This is a genomic window from Paraburkholderia phytofirmans (assembly GCF_046028095.1).
Lineage (GTDB): Bacteria > Pseudomonadota > Gammaproteobacteria > Burkholderiales > Burkholderiaceae > Paraburkholderia > Paraburkholderia phytofirmans_A.
In genome coordinates this window covers 48,268-68,520 of record NZ_JAQQDJ010000012.1, presented here as the reverse complement: position 1 = coordinate 68,520, position 20,253 = coordinate 48,268, and the positions used below count along the sequence as shown (strand labels likewise).

The following is a 20,253-nucleotide window of genomic DNA, read 5'->3' as shown; positions in this document are numbered from 1 at the left end:
AGCTCTGCGTTCGTCATCGCGAGACGTACACGTGGCCCGCATCAGCCACCCGCACCGGTCAGGCAAAACGGGAATTAGAGAAGCCGCTTAAGCCGCTTAAGGCGCTTTCGCTGCAGCCGCCGTTGGCGTCGCCTTGACCGGCACCGCAGCCGCGGGCACCGAACTACCGGAAGCGTTGCGCGGATCAACTTCCCAACCGCCACCGAGCGCGAGGAACAGGTTGACCTGATCGATGGCCACCTGGCCCTCCGCTGCCGCTGCCTGAGACTTCGTAGACGTCAGCGTGCGCGTCGCATCCAGATCGGAAATAAACGACTCACGTCCCGCACGATACAGCCGATGCGTTTCATCCGCCGATTCGCTCGCCGACTTGACCGCGGCACGCAGCGCGTCGGCGCGTGCGTAATCCGACGCATAGGTCGCGAGATTGGTTTCGGTTTCGCGCAGCGCGGTCAGCACCACGCCATCGAACTTCGCCAACGCCACCTGGCTCGACGCCTGCGCTTCACGCACACGGCCGCGCGCGCCGTTCGTGGGGAACTGCCAACTGATCAACGGACCGAAGCCCCAGCGCGCCGTGGGCGAGGTGCCGAGGTCTTCCAGAACGCCGGTCAAACCCGCCGACGCACCGATACTCACCGTCGGATACAGCGCTCCGGTAGCGACGCCGATCCGCGCCGTGGATGCCGCCAATTGACGCTCGGCTTCACGCACGTCCGGGCGGCGCTTGAGTAACGCGGCGCCGTCGCCGACCGGAATCGGCTGGCGAAGTTGCGGCAGCCGGTCGCAAGCGAGCACGGCCGGCGGCAGATCCGAAGGCGCGCGCGCGAGCAGCGCCGCGAGCCGGTACTGCGCGATCTTCCGACGCGCCGTATAACGCGGAATATCCGCTGACAACGTATCGACCTGGGTCTGCCCACGCGTCACGTCGGGCTGATTGCCACGGCCCGCGTCGCGCAGGCGGCGCGAGACATCCACGCGCTGTCTCTGCAGCGCCAGCGACTGTTGCGCGATCCTGAGTTCCTCGGCGGCCGAACATTGCTCGACGTAAGAGCGCACCACGTCCGCCACCACGGTGATCCGCGCGAGATCGGCTGCGGCCTGTACCGACTCGGTGTCCGCTTGCGCCGCTTCCACGCCGCGCCGCAACTTGCCGAACAGATCGATTTCATACGAGATGCTGATGCCGATATCGCCTTCGTTGACGACCGGCAGCTTTTCGGTGAGCAGGTATTGCTCGGCGGATTCCTGCGCGCGTTCGATCAGCGCCGAACTCTTGCCGGAAAAACCGCCCTGTGCCTGCGCTACACCCAGCGCTTCACGCGAACGCGCAAGATTAGCCGCCGCGACGCGCAAGTCGGTGTTCGATTGCAGCGCTTCGTCGACGAGTGCGTTCAGCACCGGATCGTCGTACAGCTTCCACCATATTGCCGGCACGTTCTGGCGCGTCGTCAGCGACGTGTCGGCGCCTTCGATCGGCGCATTGGCAAGGGGAGCGTTGACGAGCGCCTGTTGCGGCAGCGAGTAGTTTGGACCGACGTTCATGCAACCGTTGAGCGCAACCGCTAACGGTAACAGCGGCAGCAACGGCAATAAGGGCAGGGCGCGCGACAGCTTCATTGCGAGGCGCCCGATGAAGAGACCGCCGCCGACGCCGGCTGTGCAGCCGAAGCAGCCGCGCCAGTCGAACCAGCAGACGTAGCCGACGCCGACGAGGAAGCCGCCACCGCACCCGACGCTCCCGCTTCCGGATGCTTCTTCCCGCCAGGCGAAAGATCCCGCACCGATACAGTCGCCGTGCGCCCCGCAATCATGCGGAAATCCGCAGGCACTTCATCGAGCGCCACACGCACCGGAATCCGTTGCGCGAGCCGCACCCAACTGAAGGCCGGATTCACATTCGGCAGCAGATTCGAACCTTGCGTGCGGTCCCGATCCTCGATTGCGGCGACGATACTCTGCACGTGTCCGCGCAACACGGCCGGTTCGCCCATCACCGTGATATCGACCGGCTGGCCGATGTCGATGCCACCCAGCTTGGTTTCCTCGAAATACCCGTCGACGCGGAACGAATGCATATCGACCACCGAAACCACAGCCCGCCCCGCCGCGACATATTCGCCGACGCGCGGCGCGCGGTCGTTCAGATAACCATCCACCGGACTCATGATCGTGGCGCGTTGCAGATTCAGCTTCGCGGTGTCGATCGCCACATTCGCATCGGCGAGCGCGGCTTCACCAGCCTCGACGCGCGAGCGGCTTTCTTCCGACACTTCCGCCGCGACCAGGTTGCCGAGCTTGCGGTTACGCGCGTCTTCACGGCGCGCCTGATCGAGCGTGGCGCGGCGTTGTTGCGCGGTGGCCTGCGCCTGGCGCAGCGCGAGCGTGTAGCGGGCTTGATCGATGACGAACAGCACCTGGCCTTGCTTGACCTGCTGGTTGTCCACCACGTCGACCGACGAAATCAGCCCCGAGATGTCCGGTGCGACCTGGATCACGTCGGCGCGCACGTGTCCGTCGCGAGTCCACGGCGCGAACATGTAGTAGCCAACCAGTTTCCACAGCACGAGGGCCGCGGCGACGACGACGATCAGGGTCAGCAGAATTTGACCGACGGAGAACCAGGTTTTTTTCACGTTATTAGTCTGTGCGAAACGACAACGACAAGGCCCAGCACCAGCACATAGATGCCGAGATCGAAGATGGAGCGATGCCAGACGAAGCGGTAAAAGCCGACGCGCGCGAGCGCCGTGCGAATGGCCAGGTTGATCAGATACGCGACCAACATCAGCACGAGCACGGCCGGCACGAACACGCCGAAGATATCGATTTCACCGATCATCGCGGGAGGTGGGCAAGAGGAAAGGACGTGGGCAACGGCATGAGCGCATCAGGCAGCGGCCTCCGGTTCGGGCGGCGTGGGTTGCATCAGCGTGGCCGGAAACAGCGAAAGACGCAAGCCGACCAGCGCGTGCAGCGCCTCGCGCAACCGGCGTGCCGACGTTTGCGAGATCGCGCTCGGCGCCCCTGCGTTGGCGAGCCCTTGTGCCGTCACGCGCGCCACGGCGGCGTCGATCGACGACATCAGGCTCTGCGGCACCGGCTCGCGCTTGCGGCGATCGACGCAGCTTTCATAGTACCGGCGCACGTCGTCGAGCACGTGATCGATCGCGGCAGGCGCGTCGCCGCCCAGCTTGTGGGTCAGGCGGCGCAGATCGAGCGCGTTGAAGGCGATGCGCAGATCGCGAAAGCTTTCGATCGACGGATGACGATGGTCGTCGGTCGCAGCAAGGCGCGGGATCAGTTGCATCAGGCGGTCGAGCATGCGCGCGGCGAGATTGCGCGGATCTTCGATTGGCCGTGTCGACGCCGTGAGCGCCACGTCGGCCCAGCTCGAACGCAACAGACGGGCCGCCGCGAGTTCGGCGCCGAATGGGCGCGTGACGCGCGTCCACAGATACGCGTAGAGCAAGCCGGCGAGGCCCGCGATATTGCTGTTCAGGAACACCAGGAAGTTGGCGTCGTAGGCGTCCTGAATGCTGATGAAGGTGGCCGTGTTCACGGCGACCAGCACCGTGGCCAGGTTGAACTGCGGACGCGGAATCAGCGTGCCGACGAAGATGAACGGCGCGGCGAACATGATCACCAGCATGGGAAAGTCATGCACATGCGGCAGCACGACGAACAGATAGACGCCCGCCGCCACCACGCTGATGGCGGTAGCCACGAAGAAGCGGAAGATGAACGGCGCGGGCTCGTCGAGCGCCGCGAAAAAGCAGCATGCCACGGCCGCGAGCGTGACGGCGCTCGCTCCGTCGTTCCAGCCCGAGCCGATCCATAAACTGCACGCAAGAACCACCGCCGCCGCGGCCGAGCCGGTGGAGAACAACATGATGCCGCGATCGTAGAAGCGCTCCTTGCCGCCGAGCCGCCAATGGCGGAAGCGCGGACGCCACGAGCCTTCTTCGCGCGTGATGATGATGCGCAGCGAGCGGCAGTCCTGCCAGACATCGATCACCTGCTTCATACGCCACAACGCGTTCGAGAGCAGCGCGCCATCCCAGCCCGCGAGCGCGGACGGCGGCGGTTGCATCGCCGCGATGCGCTCGCGCAATGCGTCGGCCGTCGGGTCCGGGTGATAGCCTTCGCTCACGGCGGGCATCGGCTCGTTGAACCATTTGATGACATCGGCGAGCAGGCTTTCCAGCCCTTCCGGCCACGCCTGCCGGCCGCTGTTGTAAAGCGCGATCAGCGGATCGGCGAGCGACGACATGATGGGCAGCAGCAACTGCATGCGCCCGCGCAGTTCATGCGCGCGCGCCAGTATGTCGGGCCGCGTGTGATCGTAGGCCAGCTGGCTGAGCAGCAATTCAAGGCCATTGATGGTGGCCGCGATTCGTTGCCGCGCACCGGAAATGGCCGAGCCGGCAAGCCGTCCGGAAAGCGTTTCGGTTGCGTAGAACGCTGCGTCGCGAAACCATGCGTCGGTCTGTGTGATGATCGTCGGTGCAAGCCGGCTCGGAAACAGCGCGCTGCCGACGATGCTCGCGCAGACAATGCCGAGCGTGATCTCCTCGGTACGGCTGACCGCGAGATCGAACACACCGCCCGGATTGGTCACCGAAGGCAGCGCGATGATCGGCATCGTATAACCGGCCAGCAGGAACACGTAGCTGCGCGCGGTGCGATCGGAGACGGCCAGATACAGCATCGTGCCGGTCCAGAGCGCCACGATCACGCTGAACAGATACGGCGATTCGACGAAGGGCGGCACCAGCAGCACCGCCGCCGAAGCGCCGAGCATGGTGCCGAGCGCGCGATAGAGCGCCTTGGAACGCGTCGCGCCGACAAACGGATTCGACACGATGTAGACGGTGGCCATCGCCCAATAAGGCCGCGGCAGTTCGAGCGCGAGGCCGATGTAGAGCGCGATCATCGCCGCGGCGAAGGTCTTGACGGAAAACAGCCAGTCGCGAAGGGAAGGGTAGACCATCGACCGTTACGCCGGCTCGCCGCTGCGATCGCTGTTTTGATCGGCGCGTTCGCCGGCGTTGGCCGTGAACGCCGCCAGCACACGCAAGGTCGCTTCGAGATCGCTGCGCGAGACGCCTTTTAACGCTTGCGCCCGCAGCGTGACCAGTTCTTCTTCCATTTTCGCGGTGACGGCGCGGCCTTCTTCGGTGAGTACGACCGTCTTCGCGCGCCGGTCTTCGGGGTCTTCGTCGCGACGCATCAGGCCTGCGGCGCACAGTTGATCGAGCAGCCGCACGAGCGAGGGCCCTTCAATACCGATGTGATCGGCGAGCGTGACCTGGCGCACGGCCGCGCCGAGCCGGCTGGCGGTCAGGAGCGGCGTGGCGCACGCCTCGGAGACATTGAAGGCCGCCAGCACACCATGGCTCGTGCGCCGCCATTTTCGGGCGGCGACGACCAGCGTGCTGCTGACTGTCCGGCGCAAGGTATCGAGATTCGACATGGCCGGTATTGTATTTCCAAAAAATTCGTTAGCAAACTATTGATTTCGGAATTTTTTATGACGATGCGGTGGAACCGCGCGCATTGACATGCGCGCGGGTTCGTCATGTCGGCGTGACTCAGGCGGCATGATTCAGGCCGCGAGCCCGAGCCTGACCGTGCGAGCCAGATCATCCAGCTGAAAAGGCTTGCGCAAAATCGTGCAGCGCTTCACCGCCAACCCGGAGATGTCCACGTCCGCGTAACCCGTTGCGAGGATTACCGGCAAATCCTCGCGCATCTTGCGCGCCTCGGCGATCACGTCGATCCCGTTCATGCCGGGCATCGCGAAGTCCACCATCAGCAGGTCCGGTTTGTCGTCCTGCAAGCGGTTCAGGCCTGCGCGTCCGTCGGCGGCTTCGGTCACGGTGTAGCCGAGCATTCTCAGCGACTCGACCAGCATGGCGCGCACCTCGCTGTCGTCTTCGACCACCAGCACCCGCTTTTCGCCGACCACGTTCGCTTCCGCATCCGACGCCGCTTCGGCCTGCGGCGCCACACGTTCGCGCAACGGCAGCCAGAGCTCGACGGTGGTGCCCACGCCTTCCTCGCTGAACAGACGCGCGGTGCCGCCGGCCTGCCTCGCAATGCCGTAGACCTGGCTCAAGCCGAGTCCAGTGCCCTTGCCGATCGGCTTGGTGGTGAAGAACGGATCGAATACGCGCGACACCACATCGGGCGGCACACCCGAGCCGGTATCGGCGACTTCGACCACCACGTAGCGGCCTTCATCGAGTGTCTGATCGGGCGCTTCGCGCTGCTTCACGCGAATGCCGAGCTGGCCGCCGCCCGGCATGGCATCGCGCGCGTTGATAGCGAGGTTGAGAATGGCCAGTTCGAGTTGATTGGCGTCGGCCTGAGTCCACATCTCATCGCCGTCGAACTCGTTGGTATAACGGATGCTCGATCCGAGCGACACCGTGATGATGTCGCGCATGCCTTGCAGCAACGCGACCACGTCCACCGCTTTCAGATCGAGGTTGCTGTTGCGCGAGAAAGTCAGCAACTGTCCCGTCAGTTTCGCGCCGCGTTCGGTCGCGCGTTTGACGGTGGCGGCCATGCTGCGAAGGCGCTCATCGCTGCTCACGCGCGCGATCAGCTCAGCGTTGACCATGATGACGTTCAGCAGATTGTTGAAGTCGTGCGCGATGCCGCCGGTGAGTTGCCCGAGCGCCTCCATCTTCTGCGATTGCACCAGCACCGCCTGGACTTTGGCGCGCTCGTGAATTTCCATCATCAGGCGGTTGTTGGCGGAGGCAAGTTCCTGAGTGCGTTCGGCGATACGGCTTTCCAGCGAGTCGTTCAACTGCACCAGCGCCTCTTGCGCTTCGATCCGCTCGGCCAGATGACGGCGCGATTCATATTGCCGCGCGCGTGCCCGCAACGACGACGCCACCGCGCGCCGCAGCGTCTCCGAATTCAGCGGCCGTTCGAGCACGACCACGTTGCCGAGACGTTCGAGCACTTCGAGGCCGCGTTCGGAGCGATGTCCGAGGCGTGAGGCGGCGAGCAGAATGAATGGAAAATCCGACCACGCCGGCTGCCGTTCGAGCCAGTCGAACAAGCGGGCCGCATGATTGCCCGTGAGCGCTTCTTCAGCGATCAACGCGGCACCCGCACCGGCATCCAGTTCGGCGGTGAGCGCGTCGGCATTGCGGCATGCCACGCAGAGGCGCTTGTCTTTGTGCAGCACTTCGGCAATCACATCGGCGTCGCGGCCGAACGGCGCCAGAATAAGGACGCGTTGCTCCATGACCTACTGCCCGGACGATTCGATGACGCGGTTTGTCGCGCCGAGCAGCGCAGTGCTGCCGCGATAGGCCGGCAGTCCGGAGAGCACGCCCTCGAAGTCGCGCAGTGCCTCGCCGACTTCCACGCCGTCGCGGCTGAGCCGGAACTGGCGGATCGAGCGCTCGTGAGAATTGGCGCGGCTCTTCACAGCCGCAACGGCGGTGAGCACTTCGCCGTGGTGCTCGAAATAGCGGAACAGCACGACCACGTCGCTCAGATAACTGATGTCGATCTCGCTTTGCACTTCGCCGATGATGCCGTGCTGTCCGAGCACGAGCATCGTGATAACGCCCTGCTGGTTCAGATAGCCGAGCAGTTCGTGCATTTGCAGCAGCAGATAGCGCTCGCCGGGCATCGCCTGGAGATAGGCGTTCAGGCTGTCGATCGCGACATAGCGCACACCGTTCTTTTCGACCGAGCGGCGTACATCGCTGGCGAATTCACCGGGCGAGATTTCCGCCGGATCGATCTGACGCAGCGTCAGCAGACCGCTTTCGACGTGTGGCGCCAGATGCATGCCGAGCGCCGCGCAGCGGACCATCAACGTGACGAGAGTTTCGTCGAACACGTAGTAGACGCAGCGCTCGCCGCGTTCGAGCGCCGCGATCAGGCACGACACCACCGTGGTGGTCTTGCCGACGCCCGAAGGTCCGATCATCAGCGCATTGGTGCCGGGGATCAGACCGCCGCCGAGCAACGCGTCGAGTCCCGGCGTGCCGGTGCTGACGGCCTCTGAGTCGAACGTCTTGTGGTGTTCCGCCGCGACGAGGCGCGGATAGACATGGATGCCGCCGGTATCGAGCGTGAAGTCGTGGTAACCCTCGCGGAATTTGATGCCGCGCATCTTGGCGATGCGCGCGCGCCGCCGGTTGCCGCCGTAGTCGTGCACGAGATTGTCGAGGCTGATCACGCCGTGCGCGATGCTGTGCAGTTGCACGTCGCCGGGCTCGGACGAATTGTCGTCGAGCAGCAGCACCGTGCATTCACGGGTGGCGAAATAGCGCTTGAGCGCGAGAATCTGCCGCCTGTAGCGCAGCGGGTTCTGCGACAGCAGACGCAACTCGGAAAGGCTGTCGAGCACGATGCGCGCCGGTTTGAGTTCGTCGACCTGCTGGATCACGTTGCGCACCGTCTCGCCGAGTTCGACCTCGGCCGGATGCAGCACGGTCTGGTCGTACTGCGGGTCGAGACCTTCGTCCGAGACCAGCTCCAGAATCTGGAAGCCGCCGATGTCCCAGCCATGGCTTTCGGCCACCGCGATCAGTTCGGAGCGGGTTTCGGACAGCGTGATGTACAAGCCTTTCTGTCCTTCTTCGACGCCCTTGAGTAAGAATTGCAAGGCCAGGGTAGTTTTACCCGTGCCGGGCGCACCTTCCACCAGGTACATGCGGTGGGGGGTGAGACCGCCTCCCAGGATATCGTCGATTCCTTCGATCCCCGAGGAAAGGCGGGCCGGCTTACCGGCAACGTGTCTGTTTGACATGGCGTAGCGTTTTGGCGTCGATAAGAGGCTGATGGATTCTCAGCCGGTACGGCGAGCATGCAATTTGTGTGCCCATGGATGACGTCATCCGCCGGCGCGCTCCTTCACCAGTTGAATGAAGCGCGTGGCCGCGCTGTTGTGCAATGCCGTGGGATAGGCGAGGTGCAGCGGCGCGCTGAGCTTCGACGGGTTCGCGAGCGTGCAATACACAGTGCCCACCTGGTCGTAGCGCTGCATGGAAGCGGGCACCAATGTCACGCCCAGACCCGCCGCCACGAGGTTGATGCCCGACACCATGCGCGGCACTTCACGTGCAATGCGCGGGACGAAGCCCGCCTGCCGGCAGGCGGCGAGGATATCGGCATACATGCCGGGTGCGCCTGGACGGCGGACCAGAATGAAGTCTTCGTGCGCCAACGCTTTCAACGATACTTGCGGCCGCTTCTTGCCCTTGACCAACGGATGACCGACCGGCAGCACCACGACCATCGGTTCGTCGAGCAGCAACTCGAACGCCACGCCTTCGCGAGCGTCGACTGGCTTGCGTAGAAACGCCACCTGAATCTGACCCGCGGCCAGACGCTCGATGATCTCCGCCGCGTTGAGTTCGGCGAGCTCCACGGCGACCTCGGGGCAGACCGCGCGAAACGCGCGGATCGCCTCGGTCGTGAATGGGTGGAACGCAGCGGAGCTGGTCAGGCCGATCGAAATCGTACCGAGTTCACCGCGCGCAATCCTGCTCGCCTTTTCGACCGCCTGCTGCAGATTCTGCAGCAGGCGTTGTGCGTCTTCCGCGAAGGCCTGACCGGCCGGCGTCAAGCTGACGCCACGCGGCATGCGCACAAAGAGCTCAAAGCCGATCTCTTCTTCCAGCGTTCGAATCTGCTGCGAAAGCGGCGGCTGCTGCATGGCAAGCCGCTCAGCCGCGCGTGTGAATTGGCCTTCTTCGGCGACCGCCAGAAAGTAACGCAGATGCCGCAGTTCCATGGTGTTTCGTCTCCTCAGCAGCGCCTGGAAGTCGACTCGCTGCCATATGCATTAAATATGGATTGTGCGTAAAACAGGTATTTTACATTTACCACGGCCGCTCCTACGATCTCGTCCATCGCATCGGACATGAACGCGAAATAAAACAAAACCTGGAGACGTCAGTGAAAAAACAATGTGCGGTGGCCGCTTTGGCCGTGGTGAGTTGCGCGAGCGCGCATGCCCAGGCATCGGTCACGCTATACGGTGTGATCGACACCAACCTTGAATTTCTCAACCACGCGGGCGCCAGCGGCGGCTCGCTGGTCCGCGAGAATTCCGGCGGCCTGAGCAATTCGCGCTTCGGCTTTCGCGGCGCCGAAGATCTGGGCGGCGGCAACAAAGCGTTCTTCATTCTCGAAGCGGGCTTCAATGGCAACGACGGCACCAACGCGAGCGCCGGCGTGTTGTTCAACCGCACCGCGGCGGTTGGGCTTTCGAATGCATACGGTGCGCTGTCGGCGGGCTTGCAGTACACGGCGATGTACGACACGCTCATCAAGTACGACCCGATGGTGTTCGGCCAGCAATACACGTGGATGCCGACTACCGGTTCCGTCGGCGGCTTCTCGTTCAAAGCGCGCGTGAACAACTCGGTCAAGTACGTGGGCCGCTTCGGCGGTTTGACGGCGACGGCGGACTATAGCTTCGGTGGCTCGGCGGATTCGTTTCAGAGCAGCGCGGCCTACGGCGGCGCGCTCGATTACGACACCGGCAGCTTTGCCGCGGCCGTGGCCTACGACTACCGCAACGGCGCGGTCAACTCGACCGGCATGTGGACCAAGTCGCGCAACTGGAGCGCCTCGGCGCGCGAGCAGCTCGGCGACGTCACGCTCATGGGCGGCTATGAGCATTATTTGTTCAATCCGACCAAGGGCAAGTCGGTGTCGTCGGCATTATGGTTCGGCGGCGTGCGTTATCTGGTCACGCCGGTTTTCCGCCTGACGACCGCCGCGTACTACCAGAGCAACAAGGCGGACAACGTGTCGAATTCGTTGATGGGCGTGCTGAGCGCGGACTATATTCTGTCGAAGCGAACCGATGTGTATGCAACCGTCGCCTATGCCGCGTCCACGCACTACGCCAACGATCAGTACACGCCCGTCGGCTTGACGAGCGACACCGCGTTCGGTCCGAACCAGACCGGTGTGACAGTTGGCATTCGCCACCGGTTCTAATGTATTCGGCTTTTTCAACGACGGATTCGACGATGCGCCGCGTTCAAGACAGTGCACGGTGATCAGGAGCAAGCTGCATGACTTTTAATCTTTCACGACGTCTCGCGGTGCTGTGTGCGTCGACAGGCGCTGCATTGTTGATGACGTTCGCGCAACCCGCGCTCGCAGTGCATGCTTACGAGCCGCATCTGAAGCCGGTTGCGACGATCTCCGACACGCGCTTCACGCTAGACACGCCGCAAGGGCAAGCGGAATTCCCGCTGTATCTATCGAAGGATTGGAACGTCGCGCAGCCGCAGGTGACGCGCGCGGTAATCGTGATTCATGGCAAGCTGCGCAATGCGGACGTGTACTTTCGCACCGCGCAGAATGCCCGCGATGCCGCACACGCGGACCCCGACGCCACGCTGTTGATCGCGCCGCAATTCCTCGCCACGCTCGACACGCGCGTGCACGACGAACCCGCCGATCTGCTGCGCTGGACCGGCGACGCCTGGATGGGCGGTGAAGCCGCGCGCGCGCCGTTGCCGATCAGTTCCTACGAGGTGCTGGACGCGATCGTCGCGCGTCTCGCCGATCGCAAGCTGTTTCCCAATCTGCGGCACGTGGTGTTCGCCGGGCATTCGGGCGGTGGGCAAGTCGTGCAGCGTTACGCCGTCGCGGCACGCAATATCGCCGCGCTGACGGGCGAGGGCATCGACGTCCGCTACGTGGTGGCAAGTCCGTCCACGTATGCATATTTCGATGCGCAACGGCCCAACGCGCAAGGCATTGCAGCGCCGTTCGATGCCGCGCAATGTCCCGACTTCAATCAATGGAAATACGGCATGGACAACCGGCCGCCCTATCTCGACGACCGGACGCCCGCGCAACTCGAAGCGACTTATGCGGCGCGGCGGATCGACTATCTAGTCGGCGGCGCGGATGACGATCCGCAGCAGAGCGCACTCGACAGAACCTGCGCCGCTGAAGCGCAAGGACCGCAACGCGTCGCGCGCGCCGAGGCGTATTACCGGTATATCCAGTCGCGTCATCCGCAAGGTCTCAACCAGAGCTTTCATATCGTGCCGGGCGTGGGGCACAACGGTGCGCGCATGCTGACGTCGGTATGCGCGCTGTCAGCCATGTTCGACACTCCGGGATGCGAGCAATGAGCGAAGCGACCTTCAATCTGCGTGACGGTGCCGCGTCTGGAGCCGATGCGTCGAACGGCTTGAGTCCGTCGATGGTGCGGCGCGCGATCTTCGCCTCCATCCTCGGCAACGGCCTCGAGTGGTTCGACTTTCTGATCTACGGCTACTTCGCGAAGATCATCGCGCAAGTGTTCTTTCCGGGCGGCAGCGGCTTCGTGTCGATCATGCTGACGCTCGCCACGTTCGCGGTCGGTTTTATCGTGCGGCCGATCGGCGGCATTCTGCTCGGCATCTACGCGGACCGCGCGGGGCGCCGCAAAGCGCTCTCGCTGCTGATCATTTCGATGGCGGCCAGCACCTTGCTGATGGGACTCACACCGGGCTATGCGCGCATCGGCATCGCCGCGCCGCTGTTGGTGGTGCTCGCACGCCTGTTGCAAGGACTCTCCGTGGGCGGACAGTTCGCGACGGCGTCTGCGATGCTGGTCGAGTATGCGCCGCCGCACAAGAAGATGTTTTACGGCAGCTTCAACATGTCGGCGCAGGCGTTTGCGTTGCTGCTGTCGTCAGGCGTCGGCTATCTGCTGACCACGCAGCTCACGCATGAGCAACTGGTGGCGTGGGGCTGGCGTTTGCCGTTTCTGTTCGGCGCGCTCGCGGGGCCGTTCGGTTTCTATATCCGGCATCGCGTGGCCGAGTCGCCGGAGTTCGAGCGGCTGCTCGATCACAAGGACAAACCGCCGCGCGTCACGATCCGCCAGTTCTTCCGCGATAACGGCGACGCGGCGATCTGCGCGATGGGCGTGATCATCGTCGGGGCGGCGACTAACTATGTGTGGCACTCGTATCTGTCGGTGTATGTCGAACGGCAATTGCATCTGCCGCTTTCCACCGCGTTGCTCGGCGCGTTCGTGTCCGGCGTGCTGAATCTGTTTCTGTTTCCGCTGTCGGGCAAGCTCGCCGATCGTTACGGCGCATACCGGCTGTTCTATCCCATCGTGATCGCGTGGATGGTCTGCGTGTATCCGCTTTATCACTTCGTCGTGACGAATCCGACGCCTGGGCATCTGTTCATCGCGCAGATGATCGCGACGCTGTTCCTCGCGGCGATGTCCGGCGCGCATCCCGGCATGCTCGCCACCTTGTTCCCGGTACGCAGCCGTTCGGCGGGCGTGGCGCTGTCGTACAACATCGCGGTGACGCTGTTCGGCGGCATGGCGCCGCTCACCATCACCGGCTTGACGCGCGTGACCGGCAGCAGTCTCACGCCCGCGTTCTACCTGATTTTTGCCGGCTTCGTGTCGCTCGCGATGGTGTACTTCACGCGCGCCGGGCGCATGTCGGGCGGCGCGGCGGCGAGGCCCGCCACTCATTGATCAACCACGAGCCTATTGCATGACCCAGCCTTTCATCACAGACGACGAACGCGCGCCGAATGAACATCCCGTCGCGGTCGTCGCGAGCCGGCATCTGAGCGTCACGACGCGAGCGGGCAGCGGCACCGTGCCGGTGTTTTCGAACGGCGACTGGCTCGCGCCGACGCACGAAGTCCAACGCGCCGTGATTCTGATTCATGGCCGTCTGCGCAACGGCGACACGTATTTCGAATTAGCGCAGCGTTCGTGCGCGCTCGCCGGCGGCAGCGCGGCCGATACGCTGCTGATCGTGCCGCAGTTTCTCGCGACCGCGGATGTCGACGCGCATGAGCTGCCGCCGTCCACCTTGCATTGGGACTGGACGAGCTGGATGGGCGGCGAGAACGCCGAAGGTCCCGCGCCGATCAGTTCGTTCGATGTGCTCGATGCAATTCTGCACGCGCTGGCGTCGCGCGAGCAGTTCGCGTCGCTCGCCGAGGTGGTGATCGCGGGTCACTCGGGCGGCGCGCAGGTCGTGCAGCGCTATGCGGTGGTGGCGCGCGACGAAGCGACACTCGCGGCGCGCGGCATTGCGCTGCGCTATGTGGTGGCGAATCCTTCATCGTATGTGTACTTCGATGCGATGCGGCCGGTTGCGTCCGCTGTATCCGGCGAGTTCGCGGCGTTCGATCGGGCGAGGTGTCCGTCGTTCAATCGCTGGAAGTATGGGCTCGAGGATTTGCCGGCTTACTCTGGCGACGCGGCTTCGGCAGCAGCGCTCGAAGCGCGTTACGCGCAGCGTGACGTGACCGTGCTGCTCGGCGGCGCGGATTGCGATCCGCAGCATCCGGCGCTCGACCGTTCATGCGCCGCGCTGACGCAAGGTGAACACCGGCTCGGGCGCGGGCTGGCTTATGCGCGCTATATGGCTTTGCGGCATCCCGAAGGATTGGCGAAGCATCGGACGTGTGTGATCGATGGTGTCGGGCACGATGCCAAGGGGATTTTCGGGTCGGCGCAGGGGCTGGCGGCTTTGTTCGGTACGGGTCTGTGATGACGGTGATTGAAGCGCGGTCTTGAGGCAGTCGGCGTTCATGCGCATGAAGCGTGCTACCGCGCTCATACCTGTGAGTAACTTCAAGGACCGCGCCGACATGAACAGAACCCGATTGCTTGCCACCGCGCTTGCCGCTGCGTCGCTGGGCGTCTTGCTGACCGGCGGCGCGTATGCCGACGATGCGCCGAGCCCTTGCACATCGCTGAAAAGGATCGTCGCGGCCGCCCCTGGCGGGCTCGCCTCATTGACGCCGGACGACGGCAAAGGCGTCGCGCAACCTTACGGCGACGACGCGCAATGTTCGGCGAGCCGCGGCGCGTATCAATGCACGTGGACGCCGCATCACGACGCTGGTTCGAATGCCGACGCGCTGCAAGCTGTCGCGGCCGACATCGCATCGTGTCTGCCGGACGCGACGCACGATCAGAATTCGCCGGGACGTCAGCACTTTTATCTGGGCGCGAAGGGCAAACGGACCGACATCACGCTGACGCCGACCGGGTCGAACAAACTGCGTCTGGTGGTGTCGGGCAAGTAAGCCGCCGGGCGAAAGCCTCTACCTAGTGTGGCCCCGGCCACCATGTCCAGCCACGCGACGAGCGCCGCAATTCAATGATCGAAAGCGGCGCGATTTCAATGCGTGGAAATACAGCAGGCGATGCCCCGAGCGCATACACGATCGCTGCTCGGAGCACCGGCGCATGGGTGACGGCGATCACGTTGCGAGGACGGGTCGATGCACGATCCGTCTCGCCGTCTAACGACGCTTCGAGCCATTCTCCTATCCGTTTCACGAGTTGACTGAACGACTCACCGCCGTGCGGCGCGGCGTCGGGATCGCGCGTCCATGCGGCGATATCTTGCGGCGCTTCGGCTGCGAGATCGGCGAGCCGCCGTCCTTGCCATTTGCCGTAGTTCAGATCCGCCAGGCCGGCATCGACCGATGCCGCGAGGCCCAGGGCCGCTGCCGTTTCGCGCGCGCACACGGCCGGGCTGACGAAAGCCGGCGCGTCGTCCGCAATCGCCAGGCGTAGGCGTGCCGCGTGAGCTTCGACTTCAGCGAGGCCGCGGGCGTCGAGCGGATCGTCGGCCGGAAAACGGCCTGCGCGCTGCGCGGCGGTCGATGCGTGGCTGACCAGTAACAGCCTGATGTCCATTCTGTCCATGTCCTGTAAAGCCACGCCCCAAAGCCGAACGGCGGCGGGATGAAGCGTACGTTTTGCGTTGCCGGGTGCCGAAGTTTAGCGCGTAGAATAGCGGGACTGCGAAGCGCGGAAGCCGGTGAGAGCCCGGCGCGGTCGCGCCACTGTAATCGGCAGCACAAGCCGAAAGCCAGACCTGAGCTTCGCACCAATCCTCTGCAATGACTATCGGGGCGCGCTACCCCAGGAGATGTCCATCATGACCGAAGCCGTTTTCGATCCCGCCAATCAACCTGTTGCTCAACCCACGCCGATTCCGCTGCGCGAGTTGCTGCCCTGGGTCGTGTTCGGCGGTTTGCTGTTGTTGCTCGCGCTTTACTTCGTGGGTGCGGAACAGGGCGCCACCTCGCTGGTGCCGGGCATGTACGTGCATGAGTTCGTGCACGACGGCCGCCATCTGCTCGGCTTTCCCTGCCACTAACGGAGTCGACCATGGTTGGTAAATTGTTGGTACGCGGGATGCTCGCAGGCATCGCCGCGGGACTGCTCACGTTCGGCTTCGCCCGGGTGGTGGGCGAGCCGCAGGTCAATCAGGCGATTTCGTTCGAAGAAAAGGCCGAGGCCGCGAAAGGCGAGACGCCTGAGCCGGAGATCGTGAGCCGCGATACGCAGCAGGGTATCGGTTTGTTGACCGGCGTGCTGACTTACGGCGCGGCATTCGGCGGGCTGTTCTCGCTGGTGTTCGCGTACGCCTATGGGCGAGTAGGCGCGTTGAGCCCACGCGCGTTGTCCGCGTGGCTCGCGCTTGGCGCGTTCATTGCGCTCGCGGTCGTGCCGAATCTGAAGTATCCGGCGAACCCGCCCTCGGTCGGCGACCCCGAGACCATCGGGACGCGCACGGGGCTGTTCTTCCTGATGATTGCGATATCGCTGGCTGCGATGGTCTTCTCGCTCAAGGTGCGGCGCCGTGCGGCGATGAAGCTCGGCGCGTGGAACGGTTCGATTGTGGGCGCGGTGGTGTTCATCGCGATCATCGCTGCGGTGCAGTTGTCGATGCCCACGATCAACGAAGTGCCGGAGGCTTTCCCGGCGGTGCTGCTGTGGAAATTCCGTGTCGCGGCGCTCGGTATGCAGGCGATTATGTGGGCGACGGTCGGGCTGCTGTTTGGGGCATTGGTCGAGCGGAGTGTGTTGACGCGCGTGGGCGGACGGCCGGCGGTGAAGTCGGCTTGATTTCATGACGTGAGCGCGACCGCTTCGGTGGTTGCGCTGCTCGGCTTGTTCGCCGCGCTTCGCTCTCCGCAGTTTGCGCGCAGCGGCCAAGATGGGTTCTGCGTCAAGGAGTTGGGGCGGTTGTGGGGTGGTTATCCACAGGCTTGCGAACAATTTCTGTGGACAAGTTTCCAGCTAGCGCCATTCATTCCCAAACTCCCTACACGCTCTTCCCTCGCACCGCCCAATTGAAAACGCGCCGCGTATCCGAAACCGGCTGCGTCAATCGATCGAACAACTGCGCGACGGCGCCATCCAGTTGTGCAAGTGCCGGTGCCTTGTTCACATCGAAAGCAACGGCGGGCGTCATCGGTCCACGTTCATCCGATTCATTGTGCGCAGCGCCCGCCACACCGCCGCCATAATGCGCAATCAAAGTATCAAGCCGCGCCACGATCGACTCGACATGCGCCGCGCTTAGCTCCGCTGCATTAAGAGCCACCGCTTCCTGCAATCCGCCGCGTCGCGTAGTCCCGTTCAGAACACGCGCCCAATGCAGGCAGCACAGCAGCGAACCGGTCGCTAATTCGACATCCGGATTCCACACCACCACGCGTTGCGTCTGCAGCGGCCGCAGCGCGATCCGCAGATCATGCCAACCGCGATCGAGCTTACGCATCGCCGCAACCGCATCAGCCGCTTGCGCGCCTGCCCCAGAGAGCCGCACCACGTCGCGTAACGCGCCCAGCACCGCCGCAAGTCTCGCCTCGACATGCCGCGTCGCTGCAAGCGGCATCATTAGAATCGCGACGGCGAACGACACGAGGCAACCCACCAGCACTTCTTCGATTCGCAGTTCGACCAGCGGCCCCATCGCGAATCCCAGCTCGCCGTAGACCAGGCCGACGAGCACGGTGATGAAAAACACTCCCGGCGCGTACGCGCTCAAGATGTAGTAAGCCCAGCCGAACACGCACAGCACCATCGCGATCACCAGCAATACCGGCGAGTCATGCAGCGGCGCGACCAGCAACACGCTGACGAGCGCGCCAGCGAGCGTCCCCACGAGGCGCTGCGCACCGCGATACACCGTATCCGCGCGCGACCGCGTGCCGAGAAACACGACGAACGTCGTAATGACCGCCCAGAACCAACGCTCCGGCGAAAGCGAATGGCCGATCAGCATCGCGAGCAATGCTGCGGTCGTGGCGCGCGTGGCCGGGAGCCAGCAGAGCTTGCTGCGCAAATCGGCGAAGCGCTGCGGCGCGGTCAGCGTGACTAATGCATTTGCTATTGCCGAAGGAACGCTTTGCGTGTCGCGCCGCTGCGCCATCTCGCTGAGTCGCGCAATTGCGTGACGCAATACATCGGCACTCGCCGTGACGCGATCATCGGCGGGTCCCGATGCAAACGCATGCTGTCCAGCCGCCACTTCCACTTCGACGATCCGCTCACGAATCGTCTCCGCATCCAAGGGATTCAGTAGCGCCAACTGTTCTTCGAGCGACAGCGCAGCTTCGTTCAATGCGGAGAGACGCGCGGCATCCGGAGCGTGAAGCACACGCGACGCGCGCAGCGTCACCGTATGAACGGCGAGGCGAAAGCTGGCAGCGGCTCGCATCGGCACGATCACGCGGCCCACCAGCGCGACCATCAACGGGCCGAACGCGGACAGCAGAAGCGACTGCAGGAGATGCGCTGTCGAAGGATGCAGATAGAGGCCGAGGTAAAAACACACCACGCCCAGCATCGCGCTGCCCAATGCACGCGGTCCGCATGCCTGGCACAGCATGCCGATGAACATCACCACCAGGAAGCCCGCATCGCCGGCCAGCGGATAGCGGCTCAACACGCTCGCCGTGGCAAAGCACACGCAAGCACAAAGATAAAGATAGAAGAGCGTGCCGAACCAGGCAGTCCGCCGCGCATCGCGCACGAACAACGGCGCGACCATCGCAAAGAGGATGCCGGGCGCGGCAAGTGTAATGGGCTGACTTTGGGAAACGGTCCACGCGATACTGGCCACGCCGGTGAGCAGGCAGGCGAGCGCGGCGCGCAGCGCGGTATGGAGGCGCACGAGTCCCGGGTCCGCAGCTAGCAGGCGGTCGGCGACGCGCGATAACGCGGCAGCAATCATGATCGATGATGTCCAGGCTAATTGGCCGCCACCGGCTTTTGGCCGATTGCGACAGGGCGGGCGCGCAGGCCCGCCACCTTCGTATCGTCGAACCGGGCGGCCGCGCCGGGATCACCGGCTGACAACCCCGTCCGTCGACGGGCGATAACGCTCGAACAGACAAGCCGAATGCGCTGCAAAGGGTGGTGCAGCGCATCCGGCGGGTTCGGGTTTTCCCGAATGATACCGGGTCAAAATTGCGGCTGTCGAATTTTTGCCGCGGCGCAGCAGTTCAGACGTGCATGGCGTACGTCAAACCGAGTCGAGCCGAACGGGCCCGCCTCAAGTCGCATCGTGGAAAATCACTCCCAGCGTATGCCGTTGGCCTGAGCGCAAGCGGCTCACGCCATGCCGCAGATTCACCCGGTAGGGGCCGCGCGTCCCCTGAACCGGCCGGTGATGGACCGCGAACACCACCGCATCGCCCTTGCGGAGCGGCACCACTTCGGTACGCGACTGCATGCGCGGCCGCTGCTCCGTCATGACGAATTCGCCACCGGTGAAGTCCACGCCGGGCTCGGACAGCAGAATCGCGACCTGCAGCGGGAAGACGTGTTCGCCGTAGAGATCCTGATGCAGGCAGTTGTAGTCGTCGGTCGCATATTGAAGCATCAGCGGCGTGGGGCGTGTCTGGCCGGCGGCGTGACAACGCTCGATAAATTCAGCGTGCGAGGCCGGATACTGGACGTCGATCCCCATTGCCTCATTCCAGCGATTCGCCACTGGCGCCAGACGTGGATAAAGCGCGCCGCGCAAATCGGCGATCAACGGCGGCAGCGGATAAGCAAAGTACTTGTATTCGCCGAGGCCAAAACCGTGCCGCGCCATCACGACGCGGCTACGAAACAACGCATCGCTCGGATAGAGCGCGGTCAGCGCATCGCATTCCTCTGAGCTGAGCAGACTGCGCAGCATCGCGCAGCCGTAAGCGTTCAATTCTGCTTCCACCTCGAACCAGTCGACCGCACGGATACGTTGCGCAGGCGAGCCGCGCGTCCCCGCTCCAGCGCCTTTCACTTCCGGCTTCTGTCCCGCGCCAGCTTTCAAGTCCAGCGCCAATTCCAGCGAGCGCGACTGCAAACCCTTCGCAACCGTATCCATAAACCTTCTCCATCAAGCGATCACCACAACGATGCTTGAGTGTAAGGACGGGCGCGATGCCCCGCACCCCGACTCTTGCTTTTCA

18 protein-coding genes and 1 riboswitch are annotated in these 20,253 nt (G+C 64.0%); of the genes, 7 read left to right on the top strand and 11 right to left on the bottom strand.

Annotation, left to right across the window (positions count from 1 at the left end):
• Positions 1–96 precede the first annotated feature (96 nt).
• The 8 genes from PQR54_RS29010 to PQR54_RS28975 form a co-directional block, all read right to left on the bottom strand.
• Entirely contained in the window at positions 97–1,620 is a 1,524-nt protein-coding gene (locus PQR54_RS29010) for an efflux transporter outer membrane subunit (RefSeq protein ID WP_408251764.1), read from the bottom strand.
• Positions 1,617–2,636: an efflux RND transporter periplasmic adaptor subunit gene (locus tag PQR54_RS29005; protein WP_408251762.1), complete on the bottom strand. Its 1,020-nt coding sequence runs from the start codon at positions 2,634–2,636 to the stop codon at positions 1,617–1,619. The genes PQR54_RS29010 and PQR54_RS29005 overlap by 4 nt, the downstream gene beginning before the upstream one ends.
• The gene (locus tag PQR54_RS29000) at positions 2,633–2,842 is read right to left on the bottom strand and encodes a DUF1656 domain-containing protein (protein ID WP_408251760.1); all 210 of its coding nucleotides are present in this window, start codon (positions 2,840–2,842) and stop codon (positions 2,633–2,635) included. Before PQR54_RS29000 ends, PQR54_RS29005 begins: the two co-directional genes overlap by 4 nt.
• A gap of 48 nt (positions 2,843–2,890) precedes the next feature.
• Positions 2,891–4,993 carry an FUSC family protein gene (locus PQR54_RS28995; RefSeq protein ID WP_408251758.1) on the bottom strand — a complete coding sequence of 701 codons (2,103 nt, stop codon included), beginning with the start codon at positions 4,991–4,993 and terminating at the stop codon, positions 2,891–2,893.
• 6 nt (positions 4,994–4,999) lie between these two features.
• Positions 5,000–5,476 carry a MarR family winged helix-turn-helix transcriptional regulator gene (locus PQR54_RS28990; protein ID WP_408251756.1) on the bottom strand — a complete coding sequence of 159 codons (477 nt, stop codon included), beginning with the start codon at positions 5,474–5,476 and terminating at the stop codon, positions 5,000–5,002.
• 132 nt (positions 5,477–5,608) lie between these two features.
• The gene (locus PQR54_RS28985) at positions 5,609–7,267 is read right to left on the bottom strand and encodes an ATP-binding protein (protein WP_408251754.1); all 1,659 of its coding nucleotides are present in this window, start codon (positions 7,265–7,267) and stop codon (positions 5,609–5,611) included.
• A 3-nt stretch (positions 7,268–7,270) separates the two neighbouring features.
• Positions 7,271–8,788, bottom strand: coding sequence for an ATPase domain-containing protein (locus PQR54_RS28980; protein WP_408251752.1), 1,518 nt, complete (start codon positions 8,786–8,788; stop codon positions 7,271–7,273).
• 84 nt (positions 8,789–8,872) lie between these two features.
• A complete protein-coding gene (locus PQR54_RS28975; RefSeq protein WP_408251750.1) occupies positions 8,873–9,775 on the bottom strand; it encodes a LysR family transcriptional regulator in 903 nt (300 codons plus the stop codon).
• Between the two features lie 164 nt (positions 9,776–9,939).
• Between PQR54_RS28975 and PQR54_RS28970 the strand changes: the two genes are divergently transcribed.
• The 5 genes from PQR54_RS28970 (at position 9,940) to PQR54_RS28950 (ending at position 15,075) form a co-directional block, all read left to right on the top strand.
• Positions 9,940–10,992, top strand: a complete 1,053-nt coding sequence (locus PQR54_RS28970; protein WP_408251748.1) for a porin — start codon at positions 9,940–9,942, stop codon at positions 10,990–10,992.
• A gap of 77 nt (positions 10,993–11,069) precedes the next feature.
• Positions 11,070–12,146 (top strand): alpha/beta hydrolase, encoded by a 1,077-nt coding sequence (locus PQR54_RS28965; protein WP_408251746.1) that lies wholly within the window; start codon positions 11,070–11,072, stop codon positions 12,144–12,146.
• Complete coding sequence (locus PQR54_RS28960) at positions 12,143–13,501, top strand: MFS transporter (protein WP_408251744.1); 1,359 nt, start codon at positions 12,143–12,145, stop codon at positions 13,499–13,501. The genes PQR54_RS28965 and PQR54_RS28960 overlap by 4 nt, the downstream gene beginning before the upstream one ends.
• A gap of 19 nt (positions 13,502–13,520) precedes the next feature.
• Complete coding sequence (locus PQR54_RS28955) at positions 13,521–14,534, top strand: alpha/beta hydrolase (protein WP_408251743.1); 1,014 nt, start codon at positions 13,521–13,523, stop codon at positions 14,532–14,534.
• 100 nt (positions 14,535–14,634) lie between these two features.
• On the top strand, positions 14,635–15,075 hold the full coding sequence (locus PQR54_RS28950; RefSeq protein ID WP_408251741.1) for a hypothetical protein: 441 nt from the start codon (positions 14,635–14,637) through the stop codon (positions 15,073–15,075).
• 22 nt (positions 15,076–15,097) lie between these two features.
• Here the strand turns inward: PQR54_RS28950 and PQR54_RS28945 are convergent, their stop codons facing one another.
• Positions 15,098–15,694 carry a histidine phosphatase family protein gene (locus PQR54_RS28945; protein ID WP_408251739.1) on the bottom strand — a complete coding sequence of 199 codons (597 nt, stop codon included), beginning with the start codon at positions 15,692–15,694 and terminating at the stop codon, positions 15,098–15,100.
• Between the two features lie 88 nt (positions 15,695–15,782).
• A riboswitch (adenosylcobalamin (AdoCbl) riboswitch) is annotated at positions 15,783–15,936 on the top strand.
• A gap of 2 nt (positions 15,937–15,938) precedes the next feature.
• Here PQR54_RS28945 and PQR54_RS28940 point away from each other — a divergent pair.
• Both PQR54_RS28940 and PQR54_RS28935 read left to right on the top strand, forming a co-directional pair.
• On the top strand, positions 15,939–16,160 hold the full coding sequence (locus PQR54_RS28940) for a CbtB domain-containing protein (protein ID WP_012428410.1): 222 nt from the start codon (positions 15,939–15,941) through the stop codon (positions 16,158–16,160).
• Positions 16,161–16,171: 11 nt separating this feature from the next.
• Positions 16,172–16,912 carry a CbtA family protein gene (locus PQR54_RS28935; protein WP_408251737.1) on the top strand — a complete coding sequence of 247 codons (741 nt, stop codon included), beginning with the start codon at positions 16,172–16,174 and terminating at the stop codon, positions 16,910–16,912.
• 199 nt (positions 16,913–17,111) lie between these two features.
• On the opposite strand, the gene PQR54_RS28930 is transcribed toward PQR54_RS28935, so the two are convergent.
• A complete protein-coding gene (locus tag PQR54_RS28930) occupies positions 17,112–19,028 on the bottom strand; it encodes an FUSC family protein (RefSeq protein ID WP_408251735.1) in 1,917 nt (638 codons plus the stop codon).
• Between the two features lie 321 nt (positions 19,029–19,349).
• Entirely contained in the window at positions 19,350–20,168 is an 819-nt protein-coding gene (locus PQR54_RS28925) for a 2OG-Fe(II) oxygenase (protein ID WP_408251733.1), read from the bottom strand.
• Positions 20,169–20,253 lie beyond the last annotated feature (85 nt).